The sequence below is a fragment of the Bifidobacterium catenulatum PV20-2 genome (genome assembly GCF_000800455.1).
GTDB classification, from domain to species: Bacteria; Actinomycetota; Actinomycetes; order Actinomycetales; family Bifidobacteriaceae; genus Bifidobacterium; species Bifidobacterium kashiwanohense_A.
This window is the reverse complement of record NZ_CP007456.1, coordinates 1,928,572-1,945,191: the sequence shown is the minus strand read 5'-3', so window position 1 is coordinate 1,945,191 and position 16,620 is coordinate 1,928,572. Positions and strand designations below refer to the sequence as shown.

Genomic DNA, 16,620 nt, shown 5'->3' with positions numbered 1-16,620 from the left:
GCGGCGTCGTTGTGCTCCGTGTGATAGCGAATGAGATCCAAAACGTCTTTCTTTTTCATATGCGCCACGCTCCAGTAAAGTCTCAAAAGGTAATGATATCTCCACTATAGCCATCAATATAGACGATATGTGTCTTAGATTGGTGAAACTTGTCTCAATCTGTTTCGTGTGGTATGGTCTTCACGGGGCTTCATCCGAAGCCTGGAAACAAAAAGGTTCCGATCTGCTGGAACAGGTCGGAACCTAGGAAAACGAGCCTCTCGAACTCGTAGGTGTCTGCACGACGCTACAAAACTACCGCAATGGTATGTCAAAACGGTTGAGAGGGGCTCCTGACAAATGAAAGGAGCTGCAATGGCAGCTGTTTTCAAGCCGGGTGAAGACAATAAACGCCCCGGTGAATATGTGGAAGTAGGCCCTCGTGGTGGGGTGGTGCCAGATGCCCGCGTCGTGCACATAGACGCGGGTGATCGTCTCCCTCCTACGCAGGAAGAAGGCCGTTGCTGGAAGCGACGTTCCTAAGTTGCTGAAGGGTTTGTTCTTTGTGACGCAAATCGTGTTATGAAAAACAAACCCTTTTTGGACTGTCTCTGGTGTTGATGGTGCTGGATGAATCGGTGTGGTGCACTTCGGTCTTTATTCAACATAAAGATTGGAATGCTGCTGGCCGTGAATTATGAAATGTATTGACGAATTCGGGTGAAATTGATGCTTTATACTGGTTGATTCTTAGGCAGAAACAGAAAAGATGACAATGCGGTTTCATACTAAAAGTGGTAGGTGTGAAAATGGCAACGGTATTAAGCGAAAGATTGCCGGAAAGAGTGGTTTTGGGATTGGGATTGCCGCTGTTTTTGTCGCGTTGTTCATCCTTTGTCCGTATGTTTGGGAGTGGTCGCACCCCGGTTTCCCGACAGACTGGTCAGCATGGTGGGCTTTTGGCACATTCATCGTGGCCGTTGTTGCCGCGGTATTCACTTATTCGGAATACGTTGAGCGAAAAGAAGATTATGTATCACAGGTACGTCCTTATGTTCAGGTTCGTTTGATTCCTGAACGATCGGCAGTGATGCTGGAAATTGAGAATATAGGAAAGACTCCAGCAAAAGATATAAAAGTCAGCAGGGATGTTGAATTTGATGAGTTGCTTAGTCCTAAGGACGGTGATTGGGAAAAGTTTGTCAAGGAATCACTAGATACGCTTTTCAAAGATGGGCTTGCCTTCTTGGCTCCTCGGCAACACGTACGGTATTACGTGGATTTGGCTGATGACTTTTATCCGCGGATGAATGAGCGAAGGGACAGCTTAAGAACGATTGTCACTGTCGAGTACGTTGATTCTCATGGTAATCGTTATGATGAGGGGTTTCCGATAAATGCTGCGGATTATATAAATGCAGTCAGGGAGAAAAGCGACTCCGAATTACTGGAAAAAGAGGTGAGAAAGGTTGGTAAGGAATTGAATAGGTCGGGTGACGCTATTGCTCGAGCTATTTCAGCGAAGTGTGACTAGTCGTCTTGTATATGGCTTTGGCCATTGATCTTTGGTCTGTTTTGTTTGCTGTTCTTTGCGTCTGGAAGCCGTCTACTATAGTGCTTCCTGTGGTTGGTACGCAACTTTTCGAACGCTACCGTGCGGAACATGTAGAAGTTGAGAAACCAGTTTTCGTATGGAATATTTGTTTGTGATAAAATTGGATGGTGTCCAGTTCGCAAAGGCTGCCTTTCTTCTAGAAAGGCAGATCTTGCGCTTTGATTGGAGTCCTCAGGCGTAATTTTTTTACCACAATCGAAGATCAAATCGCTCCTCTTAATTCACGCGGACTTCAAACGGGGCGTAGTTCACACTTTCGGAGAGCTGCCCTACAACTGAACCTTGCAATTATTCTATTGGGATTGAACCTAGGATAAGAGGTTCATTTCCTTCGGGGTCGGACGGGGAAACCCCGTCGGCGATTAACGATTTACCGGAGCCATTGTGCCTAGATATTTCCAAATATTCCGGATTCTCAGCCAGGCATCTCTTCAGATCGGCAATCGTGCAGATGGCACTATCAGATTGTGACGATACGGGAACTTTACCTTTCCAGAAATCACTGACAGTACGGTCTCTACGACCGAAAACGAGCTTTCCGTCATCGGTTAATTTAGGGTGGTATGCATTCGTTACCAACGCGGACCGCGATCGTGTCGATGACTGTGAGTCAGCTTTGTAAATTGGTCTTTCCAAGCGGGTAGAATCCCCCTTGAGGGGGATGTCGGAAAGAGATAAGAGAGTAAGAGAAAGCGAAGGATAATGATTATGAGCTCAAAGACTGCGGCTTCCCATAAGGCCAGCCAGTCGACCCGAATTTTAAATGGGGGGGGCGTAATTCCAGCATAGAACTGCTGCGCATCGTCGCAATGTTCATGATCCTTGCATCTCATTTTGTGGTGCACAACGGTTATGATGTCAAGGATCTTCCAGTCGGGCCGATGAGAATCTTTTTTCAGCTTGTTATGCAAAGTGGCGGCGTGGTGGGCGTTGTCATCTTCTTCACTATTTCCGCGTGGTTCTTCCTTGACAAGGAACAGACCATCAAATCGAACCTCAAACGCATATGGATTCTGGAGCGTGAGGTATTGTTCTGGAGTCTTGTGCCCCTTGCGTTTTTCCTTGTGTTTGACCGGACCGCTCTCGGCATGAAGTTGATTGTTCGAAGCGTCGCACCGACTACCATGGGATTATGGTGATATGTTACGGCATATGCGGCATTTTTAGCGTTGCTGCCGTTCCTTTCCAAGGGGTTGCGTGCCTTGGGCAAGCGTAACCATCTCATTTTGGTGGCGATTGTTCTGGTGATTTGGGGGCTGACTAGTTTTATTCCTGGAGCTGTTGGTTTGAACGGCTATCAGGATGGCGTATTTGGCTTCATTTATCTGTTCATTCTTATTTCCGCATACAAGTGGTATATGAAGCCGTTCACGCTCAAGCAGATATGGCTGATGACCGGAATTGGTTTCGGTTTCTTTGTGGTATACACATGTGCTTCTATCGCTTTGGCGTTGCTTGGCATTAATAAGGGCATTTTTATTAATGCGCATTGGAAACTGCCTGTTATCATGGTTGGTTTCGGCATGTTTCTGCTGTTTGACAGGCTTTCTTTCCATAGTCGAATCGTCAATCGTGTTGCCCGGTCTGCGTTTGCTGTTTATCTGATTACCGAATATCCTCCTGTCAGAGACATACTGTGGAAGTGTCTGGACCTGCGGAATTTCCTTGACCAGCCATTCGCGATTTGGCAGATTTCCGGCATTCTGCTGGTGGTCTACATTGTCTGCACTTTGATTGACTTCGTGCGCCAATGGTTGTTCTCCCTGACCGTCGACCGCAACCGTGGCCATTGGTTCGAATTGGTCTGGAGCAAGACGGCGGAACGGATCAGACATATCAAAAGCGCGCAGAGTAGCGCGAAAGCGTAGACGGAGATAGATGGCGGGTGAGCACTCCATGAGTACTCACCCGCTTATTACATTTATCTGACAGGATTGCCCACCAGCGCGGGCGCGATCTTGTCAAGAATCAGGTGCGCGACAATGCAGATGAGCACTGTGATGGCGGTCACGAGTAGCTCGTACACAAAGTTCGCTCGCAACGCATCCGTACTCACTCCGACGATTTTCGCCATGATAAAAATCATCATTCTCTTGACGGGTTCATGCACACACATAATCGTGAGCGATGTCCTCCCAAGGAATCTCAAAGCCCGGCAGTCGATAGCAATGCAAAGCATGAGCGACGACACAAAACCGAGCATTGCGGCACATAACATCCAGAACGGATTGTTGGTAGATGCACCATTAAGGTTGACCTCCAGCTTAGTCCAGCCATCGAATAGCCAAAGAAGATAAAGCCCAGCAACACTGACGACAGCAAATGCAATATGTGCCAGCGTCTGCGTTTGGGAGACCTGTTGCACGTGAGGGAGAATAAATTCGCTTAATAAGTAACCGATGCAGTAGAACAGCATGGAGAAGGGCAGGATATCAAGAGCCCACGGAAGCCGAAACTGTTCGACCGGCAGGTCAAGGGACCACATGACGATGATCGAAAGGAAGCTGACCAGAGCGAGTGCCATGACGGCAATCCGATTACGCCAGCCCCCCCCCCATTACGATTCTCGTCTCGACAGAACCCGCTTTATTGACAAGGAGGAAGAATCCTAGGAAAAGCATCTCCGTAACGAATAAGCATGGCAGGAACCAAAGCACCGCATTTTGTGGATAGTTATCGACGCCTGCACGAGCGAGAACAATATTCGCTAACGCGTTCGGAACGGATCCATCATCTCCCCTGAGACGTCGCTCGATAAGAGCCCAATACGCAAGGGTCACCGTTCCGAAGAACACGTATGGCACGAGTAGCCTTACCGCTTTTCTCTTGAACGAATCCAGAAACTGCCTTTCGTGAAACAGCATTCCTGAAATGATGAAGAACAATGGCATATGGAATGAGAAGATCCATGATACCAAGCCACTAGTTTGCGAGGTATGCCCCAAAACTACAAGCAGTATGCCAAAACCTCGCAGCGAATCCAATGCTGTTAGTCTAGATTCCTTTGTCATCTTCCCAGCTCTCTTCTCTAAGCGTATGCACAGTTCGTTTCACACGAATATGGACTGTGCATACGCTTAGAGGATCTTGCGTCTTTCTCATTCAGCCATGACGTGTCGACTAAAATCGCCGATAGCCCAGCGCATATATCGTTGAACAAAAGCGTTGAGAGCATAGCAAATCGTCATCGCCATGATGAGCACCAGGATTCCGGTAAAAAGCTGCCCGGCAAATGGCAAAGTAGCTACTGGAATATGTGCGACGGAGAATAAGGCAAATTTAATCGTTTTGAGAACAATATCATTCAGAGCATAAAAAACCAGACTGTCTCGGCCGATAGTGGCGAAGCATCGCATTTCTGGCAATAATAAACTGAAAGAAATCGCCATAGCTATACCTGAGAATGTGGTGAGCAGCAGCAGTGCGTTAAGCATTACTCCACTTGTTATGGGCTGCGCCGTTGAGCAGTGTTCAAGGATTAGGAATATCACAGTGGTGATTCCGAATACGCCAAGCTTGCGATTTATGCTCAACTGATCCCAGCCTCGAATATCACAAGTTTGAGCGACAAGATATCCGAAGCCAACGTAGGCTGTGGCCTCGAAGATTTTGCCTAATTGGAAAGGAATCTGAGCCACCACAGGATAGCCTTTAAGGAAACAGTCGACAACAAGATATGCCAACAGTACTATGGTCAACGCTAGCCTGTTGGAACGGACGGCTCGCACCGTAATCCACAGGCAAAGGGTACCTACGAACAATGACCAAAGGAACCATAATCCTGCATTGCCTTGCGCAAAGAGGATGGCGACAATAGCTTCAAAAGGATTCGAATCAGTGGATTTTCCAGCGGCCTGATATAACGAAGGACGCAGTAATTTTACAATGGGCGCGGCCAGTGCGAATACCGAAAACACATAATAAGGGACCAGCAAGGTCCGAGCTCGTTTAGCTATTAGTGTCAACAGGTCGATAGTTGGCTTGAAGAATAACCCGCTGAGCAAGAAGAACAGGGGCATATGGAAAGTGTATATAGCAGTCGTCAATGGCTCTAGCTGTGGAAACCAGCTTGTACCAAGATGCCCTGTAAATACGAGCACCATGGCTACAGCGCGAGCAATGTCAATCCACGCAATACGCGTTGATTGGTGTTGTATCGGAGTGATTTGTGTCATGTTGGTTTGGCTCATACGGGTGTACCTCTCAGATGAAGGGCTAATTGGAAAAGGCGCAGAAAGGCGTCTGCGTAATTGTTAACTAGTTAAGACTCTTGAGAGTTCTTTTTAGCTTGCGTAGTATTTTGGTTCCATAAAACCGCAGCCAGTACGTATTCGGAAGCATCATCTCGGCGACATGCATTTCCTTTGCGTTGGAGGGAAGCTTGGTGACGGGGCGGAATGACGTTGCGCGGATTTCGATGGGCTCTGAATCTATGTTTTTGAGCGGTTTCATGGACCGCGACTGTAAATGAATATAGATGTATTCTCTTCTCTGAAGAGCGTCTGAATTCTTTGAAAGACTAAGCTCTATGATCCTTCCGTCATCCCAGTAAAACCTTGATTTTCTGGTTTCTTCTCTCTTGAACGCTCGCAAGGAAGGCTGATAAGCAGCGCGGGTAAGTTCAGCTTTACCGGGTGCAGCGCTGAATGCCATATCCGTAGAGTATATTTTCTTTCCCTGATCCAAGAAAATCGAATGAATGTTTAATGAGTCAGGGTACTTCTTACCGCGATAATCTTCGTCAAAAGCATATATTTTATCTGTAAGGAAAGCTTCGCGATATAAGTATCTTCCTCTGAATTGACTCATGAATAAACGGTTATTATCATAATTATTGCGATATATGGTTAAATGACCTGCGGCGAAGATTTTGTCATAATCTTTCTGAAGGATAGGAGTTAAGAGTCGATTGAGATCGCCGAATATGAGGTCGCAATCACAATGCCCCCAGTATTGATAATCTTTGATATATTCCTCGAATAGAAAGCCATATGCCGGCTTGTAATCACATAGCTTGTAAGGCTTAGGGATGCATGGAGCAAAGCCGAGTTTTGATTCTGCGTTGCGTCTGAAATCGTCTAGGGTGTACGGAAGTATTTTCACGTTCTGTGGGTAGTGATATTTTTCCGTATTGTCGGTAATGATAAGGATATCGTAGTCAGTGTTCTTTGAGAATGATTTTAAGAAAAAAGGAAAATAATTATTAAATTTACCAAAATATGGTAAAATGAGAACGCATTTTTTCATTTCACTCCTTAGCGACATATTTCTTTTGGTTGTTTTAAAAGATTTTGCTAATCATTTATCAATGATTTAATTGCAGTATTCCGCAGTCTTTGTTCACTAGAATTTGTGAAAGAGTGGTTTTTTAGCACAGCTGCTGCAAATAATGAAACATTCATGATATTAGGTGGATAATTAAATGATCGATCCACGCAAAAAGCGCAGAAAACACAAAGAATCCCAAGTGCAACGGTGCGACTCCTACGGCATTGCCAACAGCACCGAATAATATATAGCAATCCACCATAAAATGCCATTGTCGAAACAATGCCAAACATAAAAAAGAACTTCGGTAATCCTTCGCCTACGACATCAGTATGAGGATTCTGCCCAAACATAATCTGCCTGAGTAGTTGCCAGCCGTTCATTTGTGAAATAACTTCAAAACTCTGTGACCATTGTTCAGTTCTGCCGCTCGCTGTTTTGTCGGCTAAGGTCTGGTTAACAAGGCGATCAAAAAAACGATCGACGATGGTTTGCTGGGCGCAAAGGCATACGGCTCCAATTGCTAGTGCAATTCCTCCGACGCCCAAAGTCATGCTTCGTTTGCGTGGGGGTAGTTGTTTAACAAACTGTATAAGGAAAATGATTAAAAGTAGAATGAAAGGAATCTGAATGGATCGTGAACCGCTAAGCATAACTCCTACTAGTCCAAGACCAAGTGCAACGTATCGCATATATTTCCAAATTGACGAATCCTGGTAGTTCGACAAGAGAAAGGACACTCCTAGGACGTTAAAAATTCCTAGTGAACTGCCGCTTTGATAGGTTGATGGTATCTTCTCTACTGTTCCATCTGCGTGAAATCCAATGGCTTTATCCGTAAAGTCCTGCCCTAATGTGTATGTGATACCCGCTACCGCACAATTCTCTATACCTATAGCAAACTGGATAATGCCATACAGATTAACGATAAACATGGAGCAGATGATGATTCTGCTGAACTGTCTGCTTGACATTCTTGTCGCAGCGACACCGACCAAAGGCGATCCCACGACAATAATCATTTGCGAAAGAGTATATGCCTCCATCCCTTGAGCCAGGGCCATCAGTATGGACAGCACACCAAATATGAACAACGTTCCATAGGCTACGGTTAGTCCGCGGAATCGTTGAATCATCAATAAAGTTCGGTTTGGTTGACGAAGAATTACATATGCAGTAAGCAGCAAATTCAGTGTCAATGGCAATCCGGAAACTTGCGCTCCAGCTTTGGGTAATGATGTAGTAATGAAAACATAGAGTGCGTCCATGGAAGACTCCTTGCTGATTATGCGACCATCTGATCGCGCAAATTTTTGAGAGGAGCGATAAGCGGCTTTGGCATCCGCTGTTCTACAGTGCTCTTCCAATTCATAATGGCATTCCTTTAGATTCTTGATTAACGCTGATCTAGTGGTTCCAATACGCTGCTGTGCAAATAAGCTGACGACTGTTTACGTAATGAAGTGGGTAAAATATTCGGCTGTGCATAGGCGATATGGTCGCTCAGCAGATCGTCACTGGAACATGCCTGTCTTTTTGATGTCAGAGATTCCAGCAGGTCAAGCATGCGTGAGTTTGTGACCTGCTGCAGGTAACGGTGCAAGAAGTGATTGCGCTTTTCATGAAAGCCCCTTTCACGGCGCCAGCTGTTAAGAATTTGATTCAACGTATTCGAGCAATGCTTCATAGCTGCTAAATATAGGTTCACTTTGCGCAAACGCTTGCCATGAACGTTCGGTATTGTTATCAAGCTGGAGGACCTTTTGGAATGCCTCGTTCAACTGAGTATCCCTAGGCTCAAACAGCCAAAAGAATTCCCGAAGTAACTTTTTGGGCGGCCGCTTTCCATATGTCCGCTCGTACTCGCGTACCAATGACACGACTTCATTCAACTGGAGTTTGCGACGTTTATCGATATATGCTTCCAAAGAAGAGATTTTCTGTGCCGGAGTGCCGGCATATACAGCGTTTCCTTCTAAACGGCCAGTCACCACACTGCCAGCTCCAATGATGGTGTTGTCCCCGATCTCAGCTCCTTTGAGAATCAACGACTTTTGACCGATAAAAACATTATTGCCAATATGAACCGTCCCACATGACCCCAGCACTTCACCCGTAATACGTTGTACTACCGCCCAACTATAGTCATGCTGCAAAATGGAGCAATCTGCCGTGATATGCACGTTATCACCAATTTCAATCATCCAGGGTCTCTGAGTGTCGATTCTGATGGACCATGGCGTATATAGATGCACATGCTGCCCCACGCGCACTCCCTGGCTTCGGAGCCATGATACGTATTGTTCCGATGAAGACTTGTGGCCATAAACTAACCGCATCGCAAGTTGTTTAATGTTCATTTTTCATTTGCTCCGTTCCGGATGAATGCGCTTATAAAGTAGGAAGAACACGTCATAAAGCGTTGGAGAGATGGCCATGAGTTTGAGCTGTAAGCGACGCCCATGAGGGAGCGTTACGGATTCAGTAATAGCTTTTATGTTTTGCCTGATGAAAGCGCGAGTGTCTTTCACGAAATCTCGCCATTGCCGTTCTTTGGCATGCCCTGTGACAAGAGCCTGATCATAAAGACTCACCATGCTTCTCATCTGTCCATACAACGCAAAGGAAAGTTGTTCAGGGAATCTTTGACGTACCAGTTTCACCATATTCCTGGTAGCTTCGTAGCCAGCAAAATTGAAATTTGTGCTTGTGTTAGAGAGACTTCCTGCAACTTGTCGATAATGGTACTGCGGCGTTGAATCAAAAGTAGTTCGCGCGCTTGCTGCGAGTATATCGTAGGTGAATTGCCAATCTTCGCCAGTGCACCCTTCTGGGAAACGAATATTTCCTAGAGCGGAACGTTTGATGAGCTTGCTCCAAGCTGAGATTGTCGAATAACCTGGCAGATTAATGTATTTAAAGGATTCTGAAGTGGTCATTACCAGATGTAAATCAGGCTGATAAAGGTATATTTGTCGTCCATTAGGATATTCCAAAATATCGGCGATCATGGAGGTGTCAGCGTTTTCTTTGGTGAGAGAATGATATAGGATTTCATACATAGTCGGTTCTAGCCAATCATCGGAATCAACAAAACCGATAAGCTCTCCGGTACTAATTCTGATTCCGCTATTCCGAGCGGCACCTAATCCTCGGTTCTCCTGATGAATGACGCGAATTCTATGATCTTTTGCTGCCCAAGCATCACACATATCAGAGCAAGCGTCCGGAGAGCCATCGTCGACCAGAATGATTTCCAAGTTTCGATATGTTTGATCGACAATTGACTGTACGCAACGGTCGAGATAACGTTCAACCTTGTACACAGGAACAATCACTGAAATCAAGGGAAGATCATCAGTGCGAGATTTCTCAGGCATGGCAGATGGATTAGTATTCATGCTGTGTACTTTCTCCTTGTGAATATCAGAGTAACAAGAGGTTTAAGTTCATAACATTGCACGAATGCAATAAGCAACAGACAAATCGATGACCAGAATAGATAGTGATCGTATTGATTCAGGGTCACTATGGACTGAACAGTGAGCAGCATCACAGTGATAGCTGTGGATAAAGGACGCATATCCACTCGAAGCAGCCGGCGTATATCGATTGATCGAACAATAAAGATCAGAAAACTACTGATAAGAACACCGAAAGTTGCTGCGGTTATACCCAACGAATGCACAAAACACGCGGTAAAAGCGATACAGATTAAAGCTCCGAGTAATGCTGCAGTGAGTAATGGCTTGGTTTCCATGAAAGCTTGATAAATAGTGCCAAGGAAAGAATTTATGGAACTTAAATAGAATGCCACTACGAGAACTGAGATCAATGGCCAGGCGTCGTAAAATTGTTTTTGCATTAGTAACATGGCAAGAACTGGAGAAAAAAGAATTACAGCAGAGCTCGCCAAAGACATTAATGCCTGATAAACCTTCCAAATTACATCATAAAAATGCTTGAGACCTTTGTTTTTGAACTCTTGGAAAGTAGATAGCTGCCAAGCGAGTTGGATGATCTGCTGTACTGTGTTGAGCAGATTCGGAATTTTTGATGCCGACGCATATAAGCCAGATGATGAGATTCCCAAGACGCCAGTAATAATCAGCCTACTTCCCACCGTCTGAATCTGATCGCAAAGCGCATTAGGGGCTAACGGAATTGAGTATTTCCAGAGCTGCTTGCGAAGGGGAAAACCATTCCTCCACTCATGGAAATTGACATATCGGTATTGCTTCCCTAAGAGAATGTAAACGAATATCGATAATCCATTGCCGATAATATATGAGTAAAAATAACCCATGAGCCCGAGCTTCATGACAGCGATCAATACATACGCCAACACTCCCATGACGATGGCCGAGAGAATGGACGCATAGCTCATAAGTTTGGTCTGGTCCAATGCGCGTGCAACGGTGCTCATTACAGTGGGAAACCCCATCGCCATATAAGACAATAGGAACCAGAGTTTATACTGCCCTAGACCGCCAAAAAAAGACAAGTCAAATAATGGAAGTAGAAGCGCTAAAATCACGCAACTAAGGAGCATGACGACAAAAGATTCCGTGACATAAAAGGAAATATGCTCTTTGTCTTCAAGCGCGTACCGTAGCATGCCCTCACTAATTAACATTGTCAGCAATGGAAATAACATGTTAGTCATGATGACCGCCATGTCCATAATGCCGTATTCATCAGTGGAAAAGTAGAGCGTATACAGTGGCATCAAAAGAAATGCCATGAGCTTAGTCGCAACTGCATTAAGAGTAAAAATGCCAATATTGGCAAGAAGTTTCTTATATTTTTCCAAGCGTTTTTTACCTCATTAGTTCAGACAGACTTGCCGTATAAGCCTTTTCATCAAGCTTGGTGCGTATCGAACCTTCGTATGACGCCATTGATTGATATGCTTTTATATCTGTCGCAAGTTTGACCATTGATTTGGCGAGTTTTCCAACAAGTTGATCGCTACGTTCAAGGATGATGGCTGACTGTGCATCGGCGTATTCGGGGATGCCTCCGGAACGAGTGGTGATGAGCGGCTTACCAGAAACCAAGCTTTCGATTACCGCGAGGGGTGCTGGATCGTCCCAAATTGACGGCAGCACGCAAATATCAGACATGGCGTAAATGGCGGGCATATCCTCATAATTCACGAAACCAGTAAAGATAATTCGATTCTTTACAGTTGGATTCGACGCCAGATCACGAAGTTTCTGTTCGAATGGACTTATGATATTTGAATTAAAGAAGAAAGCCCCGGCAACAACCAGCTTGGCATTGGGAACTTTCTGCGCTACTTCAGTAAACGCTTTCAATAGTTCCTCGGCGCCTTTTTCCGGAGTAAGGCGCCCGGAAAACAGGAAAACAATATCATTTTCGGCTATATTGAATTTCTTTCGAAATTCAATCGCCTTGCTATTAGCCTCTTCCGAGCCAAACCGGCTTGTGTCGACGCCATTACGCCATACAGCTTTCTGATCTTCGCGCAGACCAGGCTCACCATGCTCTCTTAAATACGTGTCAAGCGTGTCAACAATATATTTGGAAACTCCAAGTATTTTTTTGACTTTGGAAATTTCTTTAATGCAGCCGAAATCATTAAGAACTTCGTTATGCAGGTGGTAATACACTTTTTCCGCATATCGTTCGGAATTGCCGTGCTTCTGCATGGTCATGAACAGCGTGGCGTGGTTTTCGATCATTACTTTGTCGAAAGCCGGACTGCCATTCTTTGTGGGCTGTGCGAGTTTCTTGGAAACCTTGTTGATATACCACAGGCGTTGCGCAATATATCGATAGCTCATGAGCTTCTTCTTGTGAAGCACATGCTTGGCTGCCCAATAAATGCAATGATCCACTGCGCAAACCAGCAATGGCGTCTTGATAAAGCAGAAATCAGTGTGCTTGAAATTACCTTTACGCGCTATCTGATCTACGCCGGGTGCCCAAGAAGAAAAAACAGTGAAATCAAAATTAGGAGTTTTCTCATTCTCTTGAACCATCATCATGTCCAGCGCTTCGACAGCTCCGCCGAGAACGTTAGGCACTGGCAAATAACCTGAAGTGATTACAGCAACATGAGGATTCACAGCGTTTCCTCCCACCCATTCGCGCTTTCCGCACTGCTTACGTACAAGAAAGTCAGACGATTCGCACTAGCTGAAATGTCATATTTTTCAGCGCATGTATTTGATGTTTCAATCTGCCGATTCGCTGTTTGCGAGGAAATGTTGAGTACAGTTGAAATCCAAGAAGATTTATTTTCCAAGCTTATGAAAGATGTTTTTCCGGAAATATCAGCTTCGTGCGGAACCTGATCGCTGAGGACGCAGGGGCATTCGGCGACCTGGGCTTCGATGGCGACCATGCCCAGACCTTCATAACGGCTCGGCAGACAGAAAGCATCGAACGCCTGGTAAAGGTGGTTGACGTCCGTGCGCTGGCCCAAGAACAGAATGTGGTCACCAATGCCGAGTTCTTGGGCGTGCTGCTGTACGCCTGGCCTGTCTGGACCGTCACCAACGAACGCGAGCATTGTGTTAGGTTTCTGGGGAAGGAGCTTGGCGAGAACGTCGACAAGGAAAGCCTGATTCTTCTGCGGCATGAAACGACCCACATGGCCAATCAGGAACATGTCATCGGCTATGCCGAGTTCCTTGCGGGTTTCCTGGCGAAGGACTGGGTCGAAATGGAACTTCTCCAGTTCGATGGCGTTGGGAATCACCGTGAAGTCAGCGTTTCTGCCGAACAGCCATTTTCCGGCGTATTCACTACATGCGAAACGTTCTGTAGTGTAAAGGTTCGAGAGCGGACGCAGCGCGAGCTTCATCAGGTTCTTGGCAAACTCGCCCTTGCCCATCGTGGAATGTGAGTGGGCGATACGGACCGGCACTCCAGCCTTTTTGGCCGCAGACAATGGGAATACACTGAGCGTGTTGATATGGCTGTGCACGATCGGCCAGTGTTCCTCACGGAAAAGCCTGACCAATTCATTGTGGTAGCGAAGGGGGTGCTGGTATGGAGGGATGCGGAAAACGCGGCCGCCCAACGCTTTGATTTCCTCTTCTGGAACGCGGGTAGAATCGTCATCCACTAAAAAATCGAACTGCACTTTGTTGCGGTCGATATGGCGATAGTAGTTCATCACTACGGATTCGACACCACCGCCAAGCATTTTCCCCATGACTTGGGCTACACGAATCGGCACTGGATTACCGTCCCCGAACCGGAATCAAACCGACGTAACGGCCGTTATCGGCTCTTTCTGCAATCGATCGACCTGTGGTCGGCATGCGAGTCCCGTCCTTTCCTTCCAGATGAACCCCGAATTGGTGTTTTTCAAGCGCAGCGCGAACTGTGCAGGAACTGCCAAACCCCATTCATTATCTGACAGCACTGATTTTTGCATCCCCCTTAGACACGCCCAGTCCCGCCACATACCTCAGAGATGCTCTTCACGGGTTTTCCATGAACACTTTGCTTGTTCGCGACTTTGAAGGCCTTGCTCAAAACCTGATTTTGACGCCTCTCTTATGGTTCCGAAATAGACAAAGAGCCGATAACGGCCGTTATGTCGGGTTTGGCAGGAACGCCGTCCGTACTCCGCTTTCCGAGACCGTTACGGAGGTCCGTGGGATTTGAGCGAGTCGATCCGCATAGCAGTCGCAATGCACAAGCCGTACCGCACGCCCGACGACCCGGCGTACCTGCCGCTCCACGTCGGCGCGGCCCTGCACCCGGACGTGCTACCCAACATTCAGGGAGATAACGAGGGCGATAACATCTCGTCCCTCAACGCAAGCTATTCCGAACTGACGGCCTTGTATTGGATGTGGAAGAACTGCGACGCCGACTACAAAGGCCTCGTGCACTACCGCAGGCTGTTTGCGTCCCCCAGTCTCGCGAACCGACTGCGAAAAGACCGATTCGTTCGAATCGCATCCGGCAAGGAGATTAGGGAAGCGCTGAAAAAGACCGGCGCAGTCGTGCCCCGTAGGCGGAACTACTATATCGAGACGATGCGCTCGCACTATGCGCACACGCTCGATGGATCCCATCTGGACGTTATGAGGGACATCCTCATGTCGAAGGCTCCCGAATACGTTCCCATGTTCGACAGGTGCATGGCCTCGACCGGCGGTCACATGTTCAACATGCTCGTCATGCGCGCCGACCTGTTCGACGCGTACTGCGCATGGCTCTTCCCGCTGATCGACGAATTGACCGAACGAGTCGACGCCTCGGCATACACCCCATTCGAGAGACGTTATCCCGGCAGGGTCAGCGAGCTCCTGCTGGACGTGTGGCTCAAAACAAACGGACAGGATGTCGTCGAGTTGCCCCTCACCAGCCCGGAACCGACTGATTGGTGGAAAAAGGGCAAGGGCTTCCTCATGGCCAAGTTCGCCGGCAGGAAATACGCGAAGAGCTTCTGATTTATATCGGCAAATCAGAAAGGAAGATCCTTGTTCATTTTGTTTTTTATTATTTCAGTCTTCACTATATATTTGGACTATTCTGCCCACAAAGATATATCAAGTCCTGTGATCGTTTTCACCTCTTTATGGCTGTTCATATGTACCCTCGCATCATTACGACTCTATGGATTTACCGGTTATTCAGAAAAGACAATTGGCTATATTACCTGCGGCAGCGTGGCTTTTTCTTTGGGTGCCTTTTCTTCGACACTTGTAAACAAACAGACTACAAAGCAAACACGATATGCTAGCTTGCACGGAAAGACTCTCCAAACGAGCGATAGCAGTCAACAACAGTTATGCTTCACATTTCTTAAAATAATATTAGCGTTAGCTTGCGTAGGTAGTGCGCTATCTCTCTTTTATTCACTAAACGCGTTCAGAAGCGGAGCTTCCTACATGGAAGTGCGTGGCAGTCGTTTAGGATACAATGACGAGCAGGCATTTTCGAATCCAATCGTTGGATTGTTTGTCACTTACTTTTGTGGTCCAGCAATGACGGTACTTACGCCTGTCGCAATCGTCTTTCTTTTTAAAAAACAACATAGAAAATTTAGTCTGATTGTTTTTTTATGCGCTCTTATGAATACTGTCTCCAGCGGCGGCCGCATTCAAATAATGTACATAGCTTTACAGTTAATAGCAGCTTTTTTATACTATAAAAGCGCTATTACCACTAGAACAAAGAGAACTGTAAAGATTGCTGTAATTGTAGGAATTGTAGCACTGTTTGTCTTAACATCACTTAGGACGAGTCAGAATTTCCTGCAGACGACATATACCTATTTCACATTACCTGTAGGTCTTTTTTCATATTACACCTCAATTATTGATGTCAATAATTTTGAATCTTTTGGCGCAGCAACATTTTATCCCCTATTCTACGTTCTTGCGTCTATTGCCAGCTTTTTGGGGACTAAAACGTTGTTTTTGGATAATTTAATCTATTACGTCGGATTACCACAAGAAACCTGGACATCAACCTTATTCCCAACGGGATCCTACAATGCCTTCTGTTCTTTATTTTACTTTTTTTATCTCGATTTTCGAATTGTTGGAATAGTTCTTTTTTCATTGCTTTATGGCTTCATATCAGGATATGTATATAAAAAACAAAGAACTAGAACTAATGACACATGGTTCATATTCTATCTGCTTATATTACAAACCATCATAGGCTCTTTTATGATTTTCCAGCTTGGAAATACAAAATTCTTTGTAAGTTTATTCATTTTTGGAATTGCGATTCTCCTTGGGAAAAAGAGATAAAAGAGG

Annotated in this window: 15 protein-coding genes and 1 pseudogene; 5 read left to right on the top strand and 11 right to left on the bottom strand. The window is 45.9% G+C overall.

Features of this window, described 5'->3' with window-relative positions; all coding sequences use genetic code 11:
* Positions 1-339: 339 nt before the first annotated feature.
* From AH68_RS10410 to AH68_RS11315, 3 genes and pseudogenes are all read left to right on the top strand, one after another.
* Positions 340-522, top strand: coding sequence for a YjzC family protein (locus AH68_RS10410; RefSeq protein WP_309573981.1), 183 nt, complete (start codon positions 340-342; stop codon positions 520-522).
* Positions 523-748: 226 nt separating this feature from the next.
* A complete protein-coding gene (locus tag AH68_RS08385) occupies positions 749-1,513 on the top strand; it encodes a hypothetical protein (protein ID WP_039199201.1) in 765 nt (254 codons plus the stop codon).
* An 890-nt stretch (positions 1,514-2,403) separates the two neighbouring features.
* Positions 2,404-3,462 (top strand): annotated as a pseudogene (locus AH68_RS11315) (acyltransferase family protein).
* Between the two features lie 53 nt (positions 3,463-3,515).
* Here the strand turns inward: AH68_RS11315 and AH68_RS08375 are convergent.
* From AH68_RS08375 to AH68_RS08330, 11 genes are all read right to left on the bottom strand, one after another.
* A complete protein-coding gene (locus tag AH68_RS08375; RefSeq protein WP_039199200.1) occupies positions 3,516-4,118 on the bottom strand; it encodes an acyltransferase family protein in 603 nt (200 codons plus the stop codon).
* A gap of 13 nt (positions 4,119-4,131) precedes the next feature.
* A complete protein-coding gene (locus AH68_RS08370; protein WP_081995918.1) occupies positions 4,132-4,605 on the bottom strand; it encodes an acyltransferase family protein in 474 nt (157 codons plus the stop codon).
* An 87-nt stretch (positions 4,606-4,692) separates the two neighbouring features.
* Positions 4,693-5,784, bottom strand: coding sequence for an acyltransferase family protein (locus AH68_RS08365; RefSeq protein WP_236682391.1), 1,092 nt, complete (start codon positions 5,782-5,784; stop codon positions 4,693-4,695).
* Positions 5,785-5,851: 67 nt separating this feature from the next.
* The gene (locus AH68_RS08360; RefSeq protein WP_052189204.1) at positions 5,852-6,841 is read right to left on the bottom strand and encodes a DUF6625 family protein; all 990 of its coding nucleotides are present in this window, start codon (positions 6,839-6,841) and stop codon (positions 5,852-5,854) included.
* Positions 6,842-6,888: 47 nt separating this feature from the next.
* Positions 6,889-8,130, bottom strand: coding sequence for an O-antigen ligase family protein (locus AH68_RS10785; protein ID WP_158332994.1), 1,242 nt, complete (start codon positions 8,128-8,130; stop codon positions 6,889-6,891).
* 128 nt (positions 8,131-8,258) lie between these two features.
* A complete protein-coding gene (locus AH68_RS10780) occupies positions 8,259-8,429 on the bottom strand; it encodes a hypothetical protein (protein WP_158332993.1) in 171 nt (56 codons plus the stop codon).
* An 82-nt stretch (positions 8,430-8,511) separates the two neighbouring features.
* Complete coding sequence (locus tag AH68_RS08350) at positions 8,512-9,066, bottom strand: acyltransferase (RefSeq protein WP_236682390.1); 555 nt, start codon at positions 9,064-9,066, stop codon at positions 8,512-8,514.
* Positions 9,067-9,225: 159 nt separating this feature from the next.
* Entirely contained in the window at positions 9,226-10,263 is a 1,038-nt protein-coding gene (locus tag AH68_RS08345; RefSeq protein WP_052189203.1) for a glycosyltransferase family 2 protein, read from the bottom strand.
* On the bottom strand, positions 10,260-11,675 hold the full coding sequence (locus AH68_RS08340) for a lipopolysaccharide biosynthesis protein (protein WP_039199197.1): 1,416 nt from the start codon (positions 11,673-11,675) through the stop codon (positions 10,260-10,262). Before AH68_RS08340 ends, AH68_RS08345 begins: the two co-directional genes overlap by 4 nt.
* A gap of 7 nt (positions 11,676-11,682) precedes the next feature.
* On the bottom strand, positions 11,683-12,957 hold the full coding sequence (locus AH68_RS08335) for a glycosyltransferase family 4 protein (RefSeq protein ID WP_039199196.1): 1,275 nt from the start codon (positions 12,955-12,957) through the stop codon (positions 11,683-11,685).
* Positions 12,954-14,012, bottom strand: coding sequence for a glycosyltransferase family 1 protein (locus tag AH68_RS08330; RefSeq protein ID WP_236682479.1), 1,059 nt, complete (start codon positions 14,010-14,012; stop codon positions 12,954-12,956). The genes AH68_RS08335 and AH68_RS08330 overlap by 4 nt, the downstream gene beginning before the upstream one ends.
* A gap of 493 nt (positions 14,013-14,505) precedes the next feature.
* Between AH68_RS08330 and AH68_RS08320 the strand changes: the two genes are divergently transcribed.
* A complete protein-coding gene (locus AH68_RS08320) occupies positions 14,506-15,303 on the top strand; it encodes a DUF4422 domain-containing protein (RefSeq protein WP_039199194.1) in 798 nt (265 codons plus the stop codon).
* A gap of 108 nt (positions 15,304-15,411) precedes the next feature.
* Positions 15,412-16,614, top strand: coding sequence for an O-antigen polymerase (locus AH68_RS08315; RefSeq protein WP_158332992.1), 1,203 nt, complete (start codon positions 15,412-15,414; stop codon positions 16,612-16,614).
* Positions 16,615-16,620 lie beyond the last annotated feature (6 nt).